The sequence below is a fragment of the Halobacillus sp. Nhm2S1 genome, from assembly GCF_019599545.1.
GTDB lineage: Bacteria > Bacillota > Bacilli > Bacillales > Halobacillaceae > Halobacillus.
In genome coordinates, this window is the sequence record NZ_JAIEZV010000003.1 from 1 (window position 1) to 17,414 (window position 17,414).

Below are 17,414 nucleotides of genomic sequence, written 5' to 3' on the forward strand. Positions count from 1 at the left end.
TCTCCATAAAAGTTAAGTTTGACTTGCTCATTTGCACACCGAATGTGCTTGTTTTAAATCTCTTCTATAAAGAAGAAATGTTTTGACGTACTGGTTGGTTCGTTCAGTTTTCAAAGATCAAATGTTTTGTTTGCTGCTTCAAAAAAGCGACTTAATAAATGTATCATTTCCTGCTGTTTTCGTCAACAACTTTTTTATGATTTATTTTGTTAAGCCGTTTGCGGTTAGCCCCTCTCTTAAAGCGACAAGTAATAATATATCATGCGATTCGAAATGATGCAATAGGTTATTATAAAAAATATGGTCATAGAGACAGGGATGCTGTCATTGGTTCAATTGATTCCGACACAGGATTGATAACTCCATCAAAAATGGAGATTTTTATTTATGGAGTTAAAAAGCTGTGAGTTACTCTGCTTGTTCCCTTGTCATGTGCTTTTCAGTCACGACGATAAGGTCACACCTCTATTTTGAGGGACGCCCCAAATACAAGGGAACCATGCAGAAATACGCCAACCAAATGATCTCCTATGATTTCACGGATTTGTTTGTTACATTCTTCGAGAAAAGATTCGATCACCTCTCCTTCCTCCTAAACCTTTTGAAAATGTGTATCTCTGAAGCCACTATGATACTTCAAACCGTAACCAAACATCCTATCCATCCAGATATGAGCCGTCCAAATAAGGCTGACCATCAATAACGAATCTACCGTTATAATGGTAGAAACAAGTATGAGCATGACCGGAAGGATGTAACTATGAAAGATATTGTAAACAATGGCCCCCACTCTTTCATTGATGACCTAGCCGACCATGGACACATCGAAAACGAACAATAGAAAAATGAGGGCGATCCAGCTGAAATTGTTTTGCTGATAGAAATACAAACTTGTGATAAAAATAACCGTGCCATCTAAATGGAGGAAAAGTTTTGGCATACTATCATCTCGTCTATGGCTCATATGTTTTATCATTACACAACCGAATTACTCGTTTAGTAAGAAATCAGTTTTAAATTCTTTTTCAGATACAAAGGATGTCTTAGGTGGTTTCCTGTAGTTGTTTTTTTGAGCAATAAGGTTAACACGGAGATAAAATGGATTGAACTTCCTTATTTCTTTTTTTTAATAGAGCTATGTCATTCTCCCGATGCGTATAAAAGTAAGTCCGAATCATTCACAACATCCAATATATAACGGTCTTTTTCGCCTACATTTGGATTAGGGTGCTATTTTAGACACTCTGGGTCTTTCGCTATACTCTTTACTTGCATCCCAAGCCTGCATTTATATTTTCATGAGCATGCCAATATCTACACTTTGATGGTAAAGACACTTTTTCACCTCTTTAAAAATAATCTTAATTGTAGCTAATACGCCAAAGCCAAAATCAATTCCCTCCTTATAATGAAAAAACAGAAGAACCCTACAAACTATCTTGGTTCGTAGGGTTCTTCTTGGTTTCATAGACTGAGTTTGATCCCAGACCTGTAGCTTTATATGCATTTAATTATGTTCGTCAGGAGCTCCCCATGAGATTCTAAGTCTTTTAATAACTTGTATATTCGCACCCCACCCTAGAACCATGGGGCAAAATTCCCTCTATCTGAATTCACAGGATCACTCCAACAGGTTCGTTTCTTCTATCCCTCCTTACGAAGAAATGATGTGCCTTTAGAAACAAAGCCTTCCATAATATCTTTTGGCACCAAACTTCCACCAGTTGCCCAGACTAAATGAGTCGCATGACTTAAATGGGAGCCATACATGGGGTTTAACTGTTGTTGGATGTCAACGAAAGAAGGACCGTACATGCCTGCAAGTGCCGATGGCTCGAGGGAAATACCTTCTGATTCATGCAAAAGGGCTAATAGCTTGTACAAGTTTTCGTCGTTGACCGTATAAATGCCGTTCACCATATTTTCTACCAGCCGGCCAGCCAAAGCTGATGGTCGTCCAACAGCTAATCCATCAGCTTCCGTCTTATTATCAAGCCCAATATCCTGAACAGAAATGTCCTCATGTTTTCCTGTGGCAAGTCCAAGCATCATGCAAGGAGAGCTGGTCGGCTCTGCAAAATAACAGTGCACATGATCCCCGAAAACATACTTCAGTCCATAAGTGATCCCCGCAGGACCCCCTCCTACACCGCAAGGTAAATAAACCACCAGAGGATTGTCCGCATCAACCGTTATATTCTCCTGTTTCAATTGCTCTTTAAGTCGCAAAGCCGCCACGGCATAGCCTAAAAATAAATCCTTGGAATTTTCGTCATCAATAAAATAACAGTTCTTTTGCTCCTGACATTGTCTCCGTCCTTCATTTACGGCAAAAGAAAAATCCTCATCATGCTCCACCACCACTACACCTTTATCTCTGAGTAACTCTTTCTTCCATTCTTTCGCGTCCACGGACATATGAACCGTTACCTGAAAACCTAAAACAGCACTCATGATGCCTATACTTAGAGCCAGATTCCCTGTGGATCCTACAGCGATCGAAAAGTTGGAAAAGAACTGCTTGAATTCGGGATTAGCTAACTTGGAATAGTCGTCATCTTTTGTAAGCTTTCCATGTTTTATGGCCAGCCCTTCCGCGTATTTTAATACTTCATAAATACCTCCACGCGCTTTTATGGACCCAGCTATCGGAAGATCATGATCACATTTTACATACAAATGGCCGGGAATGGATTGTTGGAACCGCTTTTCCAATTCCTGCTGCATAGAAGGTATGCTACGAATGGGAGATTCAATGATTCCGTTCATCTTGTTGGTTTCTGGAAATACTTTAGCTAAATATGGAGCAAACCTTTGAAGGAGCATTTCCGCTTCATGAAGGTCTTTGGTAGGGATAGGCAGATTTTTATTCAGCGTGTGATAAGGTTTAAGTGTTTCATTAAACCAAAACGTTTCCTTCTTGTTCCTTAACTGCTCAATCAATTCTTCTTTGCTCCTATAAGTACTTTCATAATTCATAAAATCCTCCTTTAGTTCATTTATAATTAAGGTAACAAAATATAGAGAATATTTAACATGATTACCTATTAAAGGAAGTTAATGCAATTAAATTATAACGTGGGTCAAAAGAGCGGCTGCTATATCTGCCCCATTCTTAATATTATAAGAACCCCAACAATTTTCTGAATTCTCCGCCGACTATGTATTGCAAAAAACCTGTAATTTCCAGCAAGCAAACTAATATGGCCAGCAAATATATAGCTAGTACGAAACTTTTAGCGTGGTGCATCGTTTTCTTTAGTAATAGTGTATCTTCCCTTTCTCCTTCTCCATCTTCTTCCTCTGGTAGTGTTGTAGGGATCATAGCTATGATAAGAGCACAAGCAATAGATAAACCGAGAAACAAGAAAGGACCTCCCTCATTCGGAAACATTTGTCTCACCTCAAATCCTTAATTTACAATATATAACTTACATGCCAGGTATTCCTACTCACGACTTTTCTCATTCGTCAGGTGAAAAGTTGAAGTGAAAGTTTTTGGACAACTGATATGATGTAACTATGGAAGCTCCCTTAGAAGTTCTCTGGCAGCCCCAACCCTTCTCCTCTTTCACATAACATTACAAGAGTTATAAAAAAAGTGCCTATCCCCTACCAAGTTACCACTCGCAGTGGGGGTCAGGCACTATATGGCACTATATCTAAGCTCATATAATGATTATTTTCCTAATATCAACTTTTCTTTCAAAACTTCAAGGCTTTCCTCAATATTACTTACATCTACAAAAAATACTCGGACTATAGTTTCGATGTCCTCATTTTTATTAGAATAAAAACTGATATAACCACTATCCATTTCATCTGTTAATGGATAAAGCAACCATATCTCTGGAGTATTATATTTTTTTGAATAAGCGTACATTTGATACATGTCTGATTGAGAAATGCCGTAATTTTTACGTGGTTGGTTTCTGAGTATCTTCCATTGTAGGATGAGTTCCTCGTAATCGAGCAGCTTTTAATTCCTCACAACCACATCATCCAGGAATTCTCGGACCGGCAGCTTGTCGTTCTTCGACGTATTACATGCGCTACAGGATAAGAAGACGTTCCACAGGTGATCGGACTGTACGAACGACTAAGAGATGAAGTGCTCGTAATGGGTCTGCACGTTCTCCTTGTCCAGAGACTTTTTGCATTAGAAACATCTCTTCTTAAAATACTGCATCAGCACCCGCTCGAACGGTTTCAAGGTGGAGCGCTTTGCGATGCTTTCGATTTTTCCCAGAGATAGTTGATATCGGGCACTGCATTTAGCTGCTCGATCATTTTCGCCATATTGTAGTTGACGAGATCCACCAGCAGCCGCTGATATTTTCTCATAAACGTAAGAACATATCCGTTGAAGCGGAATCGTTCCTTCTGTCAGTGCCTGACACCACCACGTTAACACTTTTGTGCAGGGAGGATCAGGCACTTTCAATTATAAACAAGTCTTCGGCACCTTAATTGCCTATATGATTTTATGTTGGCTCTATAACGCCACAGAAAGCAAGTGGTGCCTGTTTGCTTCACTAAACTTTTTTGCATTCACACGAAAATTCGTCTAAGAAATTCAGTGGATCTTTTTACAAGGTACACTAGTACACTGCCATCAAAAGAAGAGATGATTAAATTGGAGATTGATAATCAACAGTGCTGCAGACGCATTTGGCTTTCTCCAAGTTACACCTGTTGAATTTACAATTCCTGTTTCTTAGAAAGTGTAAATAGTTTAACGCTTAGCTTTTAAAGATGATAGACTTTATTTTTTCGGTTTACTTAAAGCGTTCTTTACTTCGCTCGGTAGAATTCCCATAAAATAGTCTTCTATATTATCCCAAAACCATTTGGAGTAATTTAGAATTTTCTCTTTTTGTGAGTTTCCTTTTTGTTCTTTTGTAAAAAGATATTTCAACATTTCAACGCTTGTATAATGTTTATCTTGTACATCTTTCAAAATGCTATTTTGATAAAAGTCACCTTGTTTAATTGCTTTCTCTAATGGATAAATAGAGTTCATTCTTAAATATATTTGTGGGTTGTTTCCACCCACCACTTGATAATTTAGTAACTTTCGACTTTCCCCAATTCCAAGTGCTGCTATTTTCGCATCTAATTCTACACTATTTGCCCTCATGCAAAATGTAAGTATATTTCCATCATTCTCAACGAAGTTATCACTCGGCTTCAATGTTGCTAACAAACCTCTCTTAATGAATGTCGTGAATAAATCTCCATCATTGTGAATGATATACTTTGGTTTAGAATCTCTACTGTTCTGACGTTCGGATATGAATTTAATCTCTTTTATCTTTGAATATTCAAATGCTGCATTAATAACTGTTTGTGCAAACGTCATTGATTCGAACTTATCAGATATTTTTAATGCTTTCATAAAATGGTGTCCAAGATCATCAACCGAAAAGTGTTTTCCAGACATTTTATAACTATTAACGAATGTTTCAAATGCCTGTAAGATTAAGTTATACTGGGATACGATTGACTCAACTGATTCATTGTTATTCAACCCTACTTCTACACCTGATACATATATAAACTTTTCAAAAATAGATTTATGCTTTAGTTTCCCTCTTTCTTCCGCTGAGTACAATGCAAACTTGAAACTAGGAAAAGACATACTTCTATAATACTTCTCCCATATTCCACTCAAGTTGACCTGATATATAGCAGAAAAACTTTCACTCTGTATTTCGTATTGCTTGCTAAAATATCCTCCTAAATTCGAACGAATAAATGTTTTTTCTAATTCAGGGGTCACGAATATTAAATCATTTCCAAATAGGCTTCTTGGTCTTGCGACAAATGGCGAATATCCTAACTTATTTGGTGAAGAAAAATCTTTCTCTATCATTAATAAAACTGTTTTCACTTTATTGTCTAATGAATCTTCATCGCGTTTAGTCTGAACAAAGATATATTTAAAATCCTCTGGACTAATAATTAAATTACGGTTATAGTTCTTTTCTTTATATACCGATAAAACCTTTTTCATAACCTCTATTATTTGACTTTTTCTAATCGCTGACATCCCATATAGCTGTTTAACCTCATTCATGTCACGGTTTAAAAAATCAATTAAACCAAATCCATTAGCAACTTTATTTTTATCTCGAGCTGCCCTTCCTATTTCTTGAATATAATCAACCACATTACCAGTAGGAGCATAATGATAAACATTTGTAATATCCGGGATATCTATTCCCATTCCAAAGGCTTTTGTTGCTAAAACAAATTGTAAATCTCCACTTACATACTGTTCTAAGACCTCATCTTTTTCCTCTTTAGTAAGGCTTCCATGATATTTTCCTGTCGCTTCAGCAAAGTCTGGTGCATTTTGCGTTAAAAAGTTATTGAAATCTGTTAACAATTTTACTGTCGGGAAATAAACTAATGATTTTTGTTTATTTTTACGAGCACTTTTTAAATGTTTCAACGCTAAAGCGTGCTTCGTTTTTCGATAATCTCTCCCTTCTTTTTCTAAATCTTTTTCACTACTTTGAACAACCATAATTAATTCATCACGACGAACTTTTCCAAAGTATGAAATAGGACTAATCATATTAAGACTATTTCTCGTATCTAAATACATATCTTCACGTCCACCATATATAGCAGTTGCAGTAAATGTAACAATTGGGAATTTATACTCCTTTCTTAATTTAGCTAGGTAGATACCTAAATACCAATAGTCAGAGCGAAATGATTTTCCCCAAGTAGTTACAATATGAGCCTCATCGATAATTACCACACCAATATTTCTATTACCAATCAGCATTTTAATATCGGATCGAGCTTGAAGCGTTTCTGGAGATAAGTATAGTATATCAACTTGCTGATTTATAATTTCTCTAAGTATACGTTCCTTTTCATAAGGTGGTGTATTTCCATTTATTGTTGCCGAATTTTCAATTCCCTTTCTTTGCATACTGTCAACTTGATCATTCATAAGACCAATTAATGGTGAGATTACTAAAGTTAAAGGCTTATCATCTGTATATTTATCTGCTAAATATAACGACGGAATTTGGAACATAACTGATTTTCCCGCTCCAGTTGCTGCAGTTATATATATATCTCGAAAATCATCGCCATGCATTGCCTTTTCTGCCTGAATGACTATATCATCAATAATTTGAGCTTGCGAAATATTTATCGTCTCTTTAGATTGATTCTCTATATATTTATAAAACTCAATTTCTTTGTAATCATCGTACCCATAAACTTCATTCAATATTTTTACATAGTCATCTTCATTAGCTATTACCTTTCTTCTTATTGATAATGTTGTAAAATAGATATTTATATCAGATATATTAGCGAGAATATTAATACGTGCTAAATAGTTATTAGGTAGCAGATCCCTTGTACCTGATAAAACAAATAAAACATTATCGATATCTTCTTTTATTATAATGTTCATAATAAGATCTAAAAATGGAAGTTCATTATCCGATAATTCAATTTGCAAAATGTTTTCGGTTGGGTAATCTTCGCTAAATTTAAAGTCATAATCTTTCTCATCATAATATTTGAACGTCAATGGTTTTTCATCAAATTCTGGATACGTCACATAATAATTTCCGCTGTACTTCGAATAATCTATTTGCCCATAAAATTTCGAGACTCTTTCTAATATTTTTAACTGATCATTTTCTAATTCATTATCTTCCTGATAATATAAATAATGATAAATGCTATCAACATTTGACAGTGAACCTCTGTATGGATACTGTTTATTAAACAAATTATTTTCAATTACCAATACAGGCATTTTATTAATAGCTTCTTGATCCTTAAATAATTGATACTCCTCAATTGTCATCCATAAGTAAGCATCTGTAAAAGTACGATGTTTGATAATATCCTCTATTACCAGTTCTTTTAACGTTGACAAATCTACTGTATCGAAGTAGTCTATATTAAACGAAAAGTACTTTTTCTCTCTTTTTAATTCGATTGTGTCAAAACCCTTTAAAACAACAATTGAAGGTCCATTTTGTTCTACGATTTCCTCAATTCTTTTTTCAACACTCATACAAATACTCCTTTAACACTGTAGTAGTTTTTGGTTTTTGAAGTTTTAAAAGTGCTTTTGCTTCTATTTGCCGAATTCTTTCTCTTGTAACATTAAATATTTGTCCAATATCCTCCAATGTCTTTGGTTTTTCGTTTTTACATCCAAAACGATAATATAAAACTTGCACTTCTCTCTTCGATAAATTCGATTGAAGGATCTCACGAATAATATTCTTTAATTCAATTTTAAAATATTCCTCATCAGGCATATCTGTATTCTCATCAAACACAAGTTCTCCTAATGGTGTGGTTTCATCCCCTCCAACAAGGCGGTCAAGACTGTCCAAGTTACTTTGTGAAATATAAAAACGTAATTCTTCTATAACTTCAATTGGTTCTTCCATTGCTTTGGATATCTCAAATGTTGTGGCAGGTCTAGCCAATTCATTCCACAATTCATTCTCAATTCTTATGAATTTATTCATTTTCTCTCGATAATGAACAGGGATTCGTATTAATGTTGAATAATCCGCAATCCCTCTAGTAATTGCTTGTCTTATCCACCAAGTTGCATAAGTTGAAAACTGGTAGCCCAAGGAAACATCAAATTTCTTTGCAGCCTTCAGTAGTCCAATAACGCCAACTTGATACATATCATTCTCATCGAACCCCACTGTAGCTATGCCTGAATACCGTTTTACAACCTTCCAAACTAATTTTCTATTCGCTTCAACTAGATTGCTAAGTGACTTATTTCGTTTTAATTCATCACCTAAATGTATTTGATTTAAATATTGAATATTCCAGGACTTATCTATAACATCTTCGAGTGAATCAACATGATCAGTGAAGCTGTCGTCATTCAATAAAGTATCTAAATCATTCTCTAGTAAATCATCAGGTATATCAAAATCAAAGTCAATTTCATTTTCATCTTGGAGTGTATCGTCAATAATAATATATTTTTCTCTCGTTAGATCGCTTAGAATATTCTCTTTGATACTTTCATCTATATTATTTTGATTGAACCATTTTATAAGAATACTTTTATTAATTTCATTTTCTCGCTCAATACATTTAAAAAACTTCAGTAATTTTGCCTTTAATACAGTTTTGGGGTAATCAATGATTTCTATTTGCAAAGAATCTAGTTCATCATAAACGATAAACCTTTCTTCGATATCCAGGGTATAATCATTAAACCACTGGTCAATAATATTCTGCTTTATTTTACTACCAAAACGAAAATTATCATTAATATGAGAAAGTAGATCATCTAGCATTTTATCCATTTACATCAATCCTTTACTTACTAAACTTGTTTTTTAGTAAGCTTGTAATCTTTAACCGCTTACAATTAACTTTGTAGAAAAATTTATATTTAACCGAAATGGAATTATTATCGTTAACAAGGAAGTTTTAATTAAAATTATCGTTCTAGTAAACAGTAGGGCTAAAAACATATTTGATAGTATTCGAGGTTCAAAATGTTCGAGAATGATTGCCATTTGTGAGCTGTTCCACGACTAGCAATAATATCTCAACTCTCAACCATGGAACGAACAGAAATATTAATTGGAATTACTTCGATACTTCCTAAGTCTATTTTACCATATTATACATTATTTATTTGGAAAACCTTATATCCTTTTTCGTATTCATAGAGGTTAAGTTAACTCATAGTAATAGTACTACTTTAAAACCCAGCCTAAACTTCAGATATTCGAAATTTAGGCTGGGTTTTGTTTAACTGTATCTTAGGATTCTTTGAATGTGTTGGAAGAGAATGTTTAAGTGATATTAATAAGATAGATAAATAAATCTGCAAGTTCCTCTGACCTTTTATCTATCCCTCTATGTTTTCCCCAGGATAGATAAAAGAAAATCTTACATTTAAAACCATATCAGATTCCTTGCGCTGGCCCGAACTCATCACCGTGGTTAATTTTTCATTCGTTTAGTATTTAACTCCTTTAAATTTTCTAAAACTCTTACCTTATCACTTCACTATACTTCTGCACTTTCCCTACTTGGTTCAATTCCCATGCGGTCCAACTTCTCCCACAAACTCTCAAGTGCATTTTTGCGGTCCAGATAAAAGTCTCTCCCACGTACACGCCAGAACTCCCAGCCAGCTCTTTCGAGAGATTCCTGACGAATCATGTCTTCTTCAAATTTTTCTGGACCGTGCCAAGCTTCGCCGTCGCATTCGACCGCTAGTCGGTTTCGCATACCTTCAACAACTAGGTCGATTCGATAGCGACCAACTTTTACTTGAGGGGTCACTTTATATCCTTGAGCTAAAATCATACGCAATACATCCACTTCAAACGGTGAATCACATAACTTTTCCAAATCCTCCACTTCGTTATTTACTCTGTTCGGTTCTTTACAATAACTTAGTAGGCGATAGCGCAAATCATCAGTTTTCAAGTCTTGTGAATCAACGGAGTGGTAGAGTCTCATTTGGTTTTTGGCACGGCTGGCCGCCACGTTGATTCGCTGTTTCTCACTATTTTTGGTCAACGCCCTGAAGTTGCGCTCTGGAGCAACGACCATGGATAGGAAGATGACATCTCTTTCGTCCCCTTGCAAAGTATAAGCGTCTCCACAGATTACTTTCCTTCGAACAAACTCTTCGTCTCCGATGGCTTCTCTGATTTTCGTTTCAATTAAGGAGGATTGTTTCTTCCCTTGTAAAGCAATGACGCCGAAGGTCTGGTCATTGTATCTTGGATCATCAATCATTTGTTCGATGTCTGATACAATCTTTTCTGCTTCAGGAACGTTGAGATCCTTTTCCCTCTCATTGTTGTACCCGTCTTCGACTTTAATAGCGGTTACCGGCGGGTCCAACTTTTCCTCCTCCACAGGTAGACGAAGAGGGATCATCTCCCCACCGTAACTCAAATCGTTAGAAAATTGAATAATTTCTGGTACACACCTGAAGTGTTCTCTTAACATCAACTTGCCCTCTTTCGGAAACGTTTGTTCAGCGATTTCATACAAGGAGATGTTCCCGTCAAACAAATTAGCGTTAGGGACATCTTGTAAATAGCGACGGACAAGCTCATTGACTTCATCGTGTTTGATTCCGATTGATTGTGGACTGATTTGTTCTTCGTCTCCGACGACAATCATTTTCTTACCACGAAGTAAGACATTGGCAGAAAAGAGGTCACACTGGCTGCTTTCATCAAATATGATGACGTCGAATTTATCATTGGTTACAGGGAAATTTTCAAGAACTTGGTTGATTGGCATGACCCACACTGGGATTGCTCCTTGCGCCGTCTTCATAGACTCTCTTGCACCTTTCAAGTTCGTCTGTGCAGATTTGCCGCTTCCCTTCCCATATCGTTTAATATAAGACTTCCATGAAGATAGGGCTCGTTTTTCTGATTGAGTGATTCTTTCCAACTGTGATTTCCATGTGGAAGCTGTGACAACTTCACTAATTAATCTTTTCTGCACTTTATGTTCTTCTTCTAATTTATCTTTGAGCCTAGCTACGTTCATGTCTTTGGTTTCATCCAACCAAGTCTGAAGTTTCCTTAACTCCAAGGCTTCTTTGTAATCATCAATATAGGTCCACTCTCTGCCTACGGATGATTCGATGGAGGCGGCTGTTGCTGGAAGCACATCTTTCAGCTTATGGAGAAGATCATAAAATTGATGAACAAGTTTCTTCTTTTCACCAAATGCTAGCAGCTTTTCTGTGGTTTCCGACCATTTTTCTTTATCGTTTGTTTCCATCGCTTGGATAAAGTCGAAAATGACGGGATGCATCTCTTTTTCATTGCTTATTTCTCGGAGCTTAGACACTTCTTCTTCCTGCTTGATTTTCCAATGATTGAGACTCATGTATTTTTCAGCGATGGTCAGTTCTTCTTTTACCCTTTCGACTTGATCAAAGGAATAGAAATCGATTTCTGCCTCTGCAGGGAAATAACTTTCGCCTTTTTTGACTTCATCAGCAAAACGGATGATATCGTTGACCTCTTTCAGCACTTCTTCAGCTTCATGAGGAAATCGACTAGAACTTCTGTCGACTGTCTTTCCGTTCACTTCCTGCATATTGCCGTTTAAGATTCTCGTTGTTTCATCTTTCATTTTTTCATATTTTGTGTATTTATTAATGATCTCCAAATCTTCCAGCCGATCGACTGGCTTACCATTCAACACTTTTTCTTCAAATAGGTATTTGGTATTCTTTCCCTTGAACATGAAAAAGAACATCGATGCTTTCTTACCTGCCGCTAAATGTTCTCTAGCTGTCTCTGCATCTGACTCAATTTCCTGAAGGTCTGTTTTTGGAAGGTTAATTTCATGAGTGATGAGATCATTATACATAGCAAAAAGCTGCTGAATGCTATCCTGTTGTTCTGAAAGCAACTTCTTCCAACGTTCTTCTCGGACTCCTCCTGCTTTGAGATCTTCTGTAATCATCTCGGATGACTCTTTTTCCATCGTCGCTTGGAGGTTAAGAATCTCTTGCAACTGCCCTTTCATTTCAAGTATCGTTTCTTTATTCTTATTCAGTTGATAAGTTTCAAGGATCGACTTTCCTTCCACCTCGTAATCGTTCAAGAAATCTCCTTCTTGAACCAATTCGTCAAAGGTCGGAACACTCATGATCTCTTTTTCCAATTTCGGTAATCTCTTTCCATACAGAGGCAAATCATCGAGAGCTAAGCGTCCTCGCAATTTCCAAAGCTCTGTCCAATCTTCCTGTTGCAATGGAAAGCTAGTATTCAATTTCACGTCATCTTTAATCCATTTATAATTTGTATCAGTCTTTGAAAGTTTCTTAGCTACATCATATTTATAGAGTTTTTCACCGTTGTACGTTAGAGGTGTCCCTTCTTCTTTGGCATATGTTTTCAATTCATTGGTCAAACGAGCTTCTTCACGGTTGCTCTGGTCGAGGGATTCCAAATTACGTTTTATTGTTTTTTCTAAGGAATCGGTGTCTAATTCGCCCAATTTTTCACTTAAGGTTCGGATGGATCGTTCGATTCCCTCCATTGATTCTCTACCTCCGCCCAGGACAGGTACACATAAATCGCGGATGGATTCAGGAATTTTATCCTTAAGTACCTTCAAAGCGTTTTCCTTTTGAGAAGTGATAAGTATACGCTTTCCTTGCGCCAAGAAATGGGACACTAAGTTTGCAATTGTATGCGTCTTCCCCGTCCCTGGAGGCCCCTGTACGGTAACCCCAAAGTTACGGTCAATACGGTTCACAATATCTTTTTGCTGTTCATTCGCAGGAAGAGGGAAATAAAGATGATCCTTCGGTAAAGGAGTCGATTCATCTCCTGGTGATATCGACTGTTCTTCTTTTTCTTCTGATTCCCCTTCAAAGATAGAAGTCACAGCCTCTGTCATCTCAATCGAACCATTCTCAATCCCGCTGATGATTTGCTCTAAATCTTCACGCAGAACGCGCACCTTTTTACCTCTTAGAGAAAAGATTTCTTGTTCATATAGGACAGGGGTGGGTTTAATGTCCAAGGTTGCCTCAGAATTCCCCTCGTAACTACCGTCAGGGTGAATCAAAGACATATAATTATGGAACAAATCAGAGAAATCATCGCGTATTTCCCTTTCCTTCATCTCATCAATGACATGATCTAACTGCTGAAGATTTGGTAAACTGATACTTGAAAGCATATCTCTTTCTATCTTAACGTTATCATTGACCACTTCTGCGACGATCAAGCTCTTTTCTGCAATAAGATTGAGCTCTAGTTTACTCGTAATTAACGGGTGACGGATCGTACCGATTTTCTGATCACTATGTTGCCAAGTCAATATACCTCGTCCATAAATGAATTCAATCGTGTCACCTTCACGTTCGAAGCGGGAGATTAAGTGAAAGAAATCATTATATATTTCCGATACAACTTTCTTTTCTTTCAGTTGTTCCGCCCATGCTTTCCACTCTTCCTTCCATGCCGTGAAACGCTTGACCCGATCAGCTTCTGCATTAAAAGAAATGGTTTCTTCATCGCCTTCCTCATTTTTGATGCTACGTTCCATATAGTGGACCGGTTCTTTATTCTCATTTTTGTAGGAACCATTGATCCATTCCCTGATTTCTTCCGGAGGTTGAGGTGGCCTTTTATCTTGATCTGTTATCTGCGGCTTTTTTATCTCCAGAAAGTTCTTCTCCTCTTCACAATCTTCTAAGACTCGACATCCTTCCAAGTTATTCAACGCGTCGAGCTCCCACGATTTTTCAAATTTTTTATAATCTCTATCCACTTTTCCAACTAAGTTATTCAGTTCTAACAAATACTTAAAAAAGCGTGCACCTTTATCATTTTGTACAGTCTGCACAACGAACACCTCGCTATAATTCTTCCTGGTTTTACATATTTCTCATTTTATAGATAAACGCTCCCATTGGCAAAGTATTCCAAATGTAGTTTTGGCTCACTTCACTCACGCTTTCCATGTATAGATAAAATGAACTTTTCAAATCGATTCTCCTTTTCCTTTGTACACATTATCTACCAAACCTCCCATGAATTTGAGGTTAAGTAGCATAGTATGGTTAGGAGGAAAAGGGAAAAAAGGAAAACATACCCGTTTTTTCTAGTTCAATGTTTCTTGCTTTTTCTCAAAGTAACTATGTAATCTATAGTTACAAATTCCTTCCGTCATTTTATATAATAAGGCTTTATGTTCAGTTGAAACGTTAAAGGATAAAGAGAAAAAACCATTATCGAATTGAACTAAGCCTTTGCTGGACCCTGACCACTTCGTTAGAGGCATATCTGCTATGAGCTTCGCTACTTTTTGCTTGTCATATTTCCAAAGGGCTTTAGTATTCTTGCTACTAAAGTCCGTGTCCCTACGGTATTTATATTCCATAAAGAACCCATGAAAATAAGGCGCGACTTCCTCTGGAGTTATAGTTTCCGTCCACTTTAACTCGCCTCGACTTAACATGTATTGGAGAACGACCATTTTGTAGCTTTTTGTCATCGATGTAAGTTCGACTTCTTCAATCCAATCCCTATATAATGAATAAACGTTCTCTTCTTCATGAGAAAGCTCATCGAAAGCTGACAAAAAGCCTACATAACTTTTCCATATTTGCTTGAATTCTTTACTGTTCACTGAACCTCTTAGGTGCATTTCTTCATAAGTCGGCCTTCTTCCTAATTCTTCCTTCACTTTGTCATAAGATGTCTTCACTCGTTCTTTCCTTGGACTGCGCTTTCTTAAAAGTTCTTTAAGGAGTTGTACGGCTTTTGTATCAATCTCAACTTGACAACCCGCTGGTACGATAGGCTTAATGTGTTTGCCTTTTTTCGTTTCTTCCTTATCCCTTGTATCAAATAGCTTCAATTTCACATCAGCATTTCGGTAATTCCCGATCATATCAATAATTGTACAGTGCGATTTTTGATGGTGTTTTCGCAAGCCCCGCCCAATCTGTTGGGTGAACACAACCAAAGATTCTGTCGGGCGCACAAACAATATCGTATCTACAGAAGGAATATCTGTTCCTTCATTAAATAAATCCACAGTGAAAATCGCATCGATCTCTCCATTTTCAAGCTTTTCAATAGCGCCTTTCCTACTTATATTCGTTGTCTTTGAATGTAAAGCAATGGTCTGGTAACCATTCGTTTGAAAATAATTAGAGAGAAATTCTGCTTGCTTAATGTTGGAACAAAAGCATAATGTCCGTGTCTGCTTATGCTTTTTCCAATTTTGTATAATGTTTTTTGCTGTAGACTCTTGTAATTGAGCTTGAATGAGTTCTTCTTCATCGTACCGGTTCCCTAACCAGGTGATTTGAGAATAATCAATGTCATCATAAACTCCATAGTAATGGAAAGGAGAAAGCCAGTCTTTTTGAATAGCCTGAATAAAGTTCATTTCATAGGCAACGTTTCCGTCACACAAAGCAAATATATCTTGCCCATCCGTCCGCTCAGGAGTGGCGGTAATCCCCATTAGAAACTGTGGCGCAAAATAGCGCAGTATATTTTGATACGATTTACTTGAAGCATGATGGAATTCATCAATCACTATCAAATCAAAATGCGATGGATCAAATTTTTTCAAGTGATCATTGATACTTAGTGTGAAGATAGATGCAAAGATCATAGGATGATCCATATCTTTTACTTTTCCGTTATAAATGCCTCCTGTTTTGTCAGGCTGCACATGTTCGAACGATGCTTTTGCTTGGTAGAGTATTTCTTCACGGTGAGCTACGAAAAGAACCCGCTCAAAATGCTCAGCTAAAAAAGCGGCGAGGTATGTTTTACCGAGACCAGTAGCCATAACGACCATCGCTTTATCATAACCTTCCTCACGTGTGGTCAGGAGAGCATCCAGTGCCGCTGGCTGAGCAAACCTTGGCTCCGGTTTCTCATTGGAAGCCTGGTATTCTTCTTCTTTTTCGTTAATTGTGCTAGATTCATCCCTTCCAATGGTCATCTCTACTTCTTCTTGCTTGGTCCAATGATGAACAAGCTCGGGATGATTTCTATGAAACTCTGTATGCTTCTCTTCGTATTTTTTTATCGTTTCCTTGTTAACTTTCATTGTCGTATCATCACTAAATAGTTTAATGAAGTGATTCCTAGCGTCTTCATATGTATCCTCAGAGACGAAACTTTGCATGTAAAGGTTCCATTCTACTCCGTTTGTCAACGCGGAATTTGATAAGTTGGAGGACCCAACAATTAACGCTCCATCCTCCTCTGCATTAAACATAAAAGCTTTCGGATGAAATGAACGTCCACGGCTTTGCCAAAGTCTTATTTCTACAGTCTCCCCTGGAAGTTCTGATAATAAATCCAGAGCTTCCGGTTGCGTCACGTACAAATAATCTCCTGTGAGAATTTTTATATCGGCTCCACGGAAAGCTGCTTCCTTTAAAGTCGGAAGTAGCATTTGAACTCCAGATTTCATAATGAAAGCACTTAAGATGTAGATCGTATTGGACTGGTGAATGTAGTCAAGGACTTCATCCACCAATTGGTTTGTAATTAACTTTGTATCTTGAAGATTATTCTTCGACATGTACTAGGAACACCTTCTCTTCAAAAGCTCCTCGTTTCTCTGCTTTTCTCTTTCGAATCTCTTCCACCTCTTGTATGGATGAGCCGTGTTGTTTGGCTAAAGCATTCATTAATTCTAAAAGATCGGCCAATTCTTCAACTGCGTCTTTATCATTGTCTGCTTCTAAATATTCGTTCATTTCTTCTTTTAACTTTGTTCTGAGCTCCTTACGGAATGCTTCATCTGAAAGAATTTTAGTTTTAAGAAACTTGCCTTGATCTTCAATAATTTTTGGTATAAGATCACGTACTAATTTATTATAAACTGGCATCCAATCACTC

General features: G+C 36.9%; 9 protein-coding genes and 1 pseudogene. All 10 read right to left on the reverse strand.

Annotation, left to right across the window (positions count from 1 at the left end; translation table 11 throughout):
- Window positions 1-457 precede the first annotated feature (457 nt).
- The gene (locus K2225_RS20065; protein WP_255574478.1) at window positions 458-580 is read right to left on the reverse strand and encodes a hypothetical protein; all 123 of its coding nucleotides are present in this window, start codon (window positions 578-580) and stop codon (window positions 458-460) included.
- A 12-nt stretch (window positions 581-592) separates the two neighbouring features.
- Window positions 593-976, reverse strand: a pseudogene (locus K2225_RS11685) (DUF4260 domain-containing protein).
- 668 nt (window positions 977-1,644) lie between these two features.
- Window positions 1,645-2,979 (reverse strand): D-serine ammonia-lyase, encoded by a 1,335-nt coding sequence (locus K2225_RS11690; protein ID WP_220584932.1) that lies wholly within the window; start codon window positions 2,977-2,979, stop codon window positions 1,645-1,647.
- 142 nt (window positions 2,980-3,121) lie between these two features.
- Window positions 3,122-3,394, reverse strand: coding sequence for a hypothetical protein (locus K2225_RS11695; protein WP_220584933.1), 273 nt, complete (start codon window positions 3,392-3,394; stop codon window positions 3,122-3,124).
- Window positions 3,395-3,679: 285 nt separating this feature from the next.
- Window positions 3,680-3,892 carry a hypothetical protein gene (locus tag K2225_RS20205; RefSeq protein WP_370632751.1) on the reverse strand — a complete coding sequence of 71 codons (213 nt, stop codon included), beginning with the start codon at window positions 3,890-3,892 and terminating at the stop codon, window positions 3,680-3,682.
- Between the two features lie 873 nt (window positions 3,893-4,765).
- The gene (locus tag K2225_RS11705) at window positions 4,766-8,059 is read right to left on the reverse strand and encodes a DEAD/DEAH box helicase (RefSeq protein WP_220584934.1); all 3,294 of its coding nucleotides are present in this window, start codon (window positions 8,057-8,059) and stop codon (window positions 4,766-4,768) included.
- Window positions 8,049-9,332, reverse strand: coding sequence for a sigma-70 family RNA polymerase sigma factor (locus tag K2225_RS11710; RefSeq protein WP_220584935.1), 1,284 nt, complete (start codon window positions 9,330-9,332; stop codon window positions 8,049-8,051). The genes K2225_RS11705 and K2225_RS11710 overlap by 11 nt, the downstream gene beginning before the upstream one ends.
- Window positions 9,333-10,047: 715 nt before the next feature.
- On the reverse strand, window positions 10,048-14,385 hold the full coding sequence (locus K2225_RS11715; RefSeq protein WP_220584936.1) for an AAA domain-containing protein: 4,338 nt from the start codon (window positions 14,383-14,385) through the stop codon (window positions 10,048-10,050).
- A 258-nt stretch (window positions 14,386-14,643) separates the two neighbouring features.
- On the reverse strand, window positions 14,644-17,094 hold the full coding sequence (locus K2225_RS11720) for a DEAD/DEAH box helicase family protein (protein ID WP_220584937.1): 2,451 nt from the start codon (window positions 17,092-17,094) through the stop codon (window positions 14,644-14,646).
- Complete coding sequence (locus K2225_RS11725) at window positions 17,081-17,404, reverse strand: nucleoside triphosphate pyrophosphohydrolase (protein ID WP_220584938.1); 324 nt, start codon at window positions 17,402-17,404, stop codon at window positions 17,081-17,083. Before K2225_RS11725 ends, K2225_RS11720 begins: the two co-directional genes overlap by 14 nt.
- Between the last annotated feature and the right edge of the window lie 10 nt (window positions 17,405-17,414).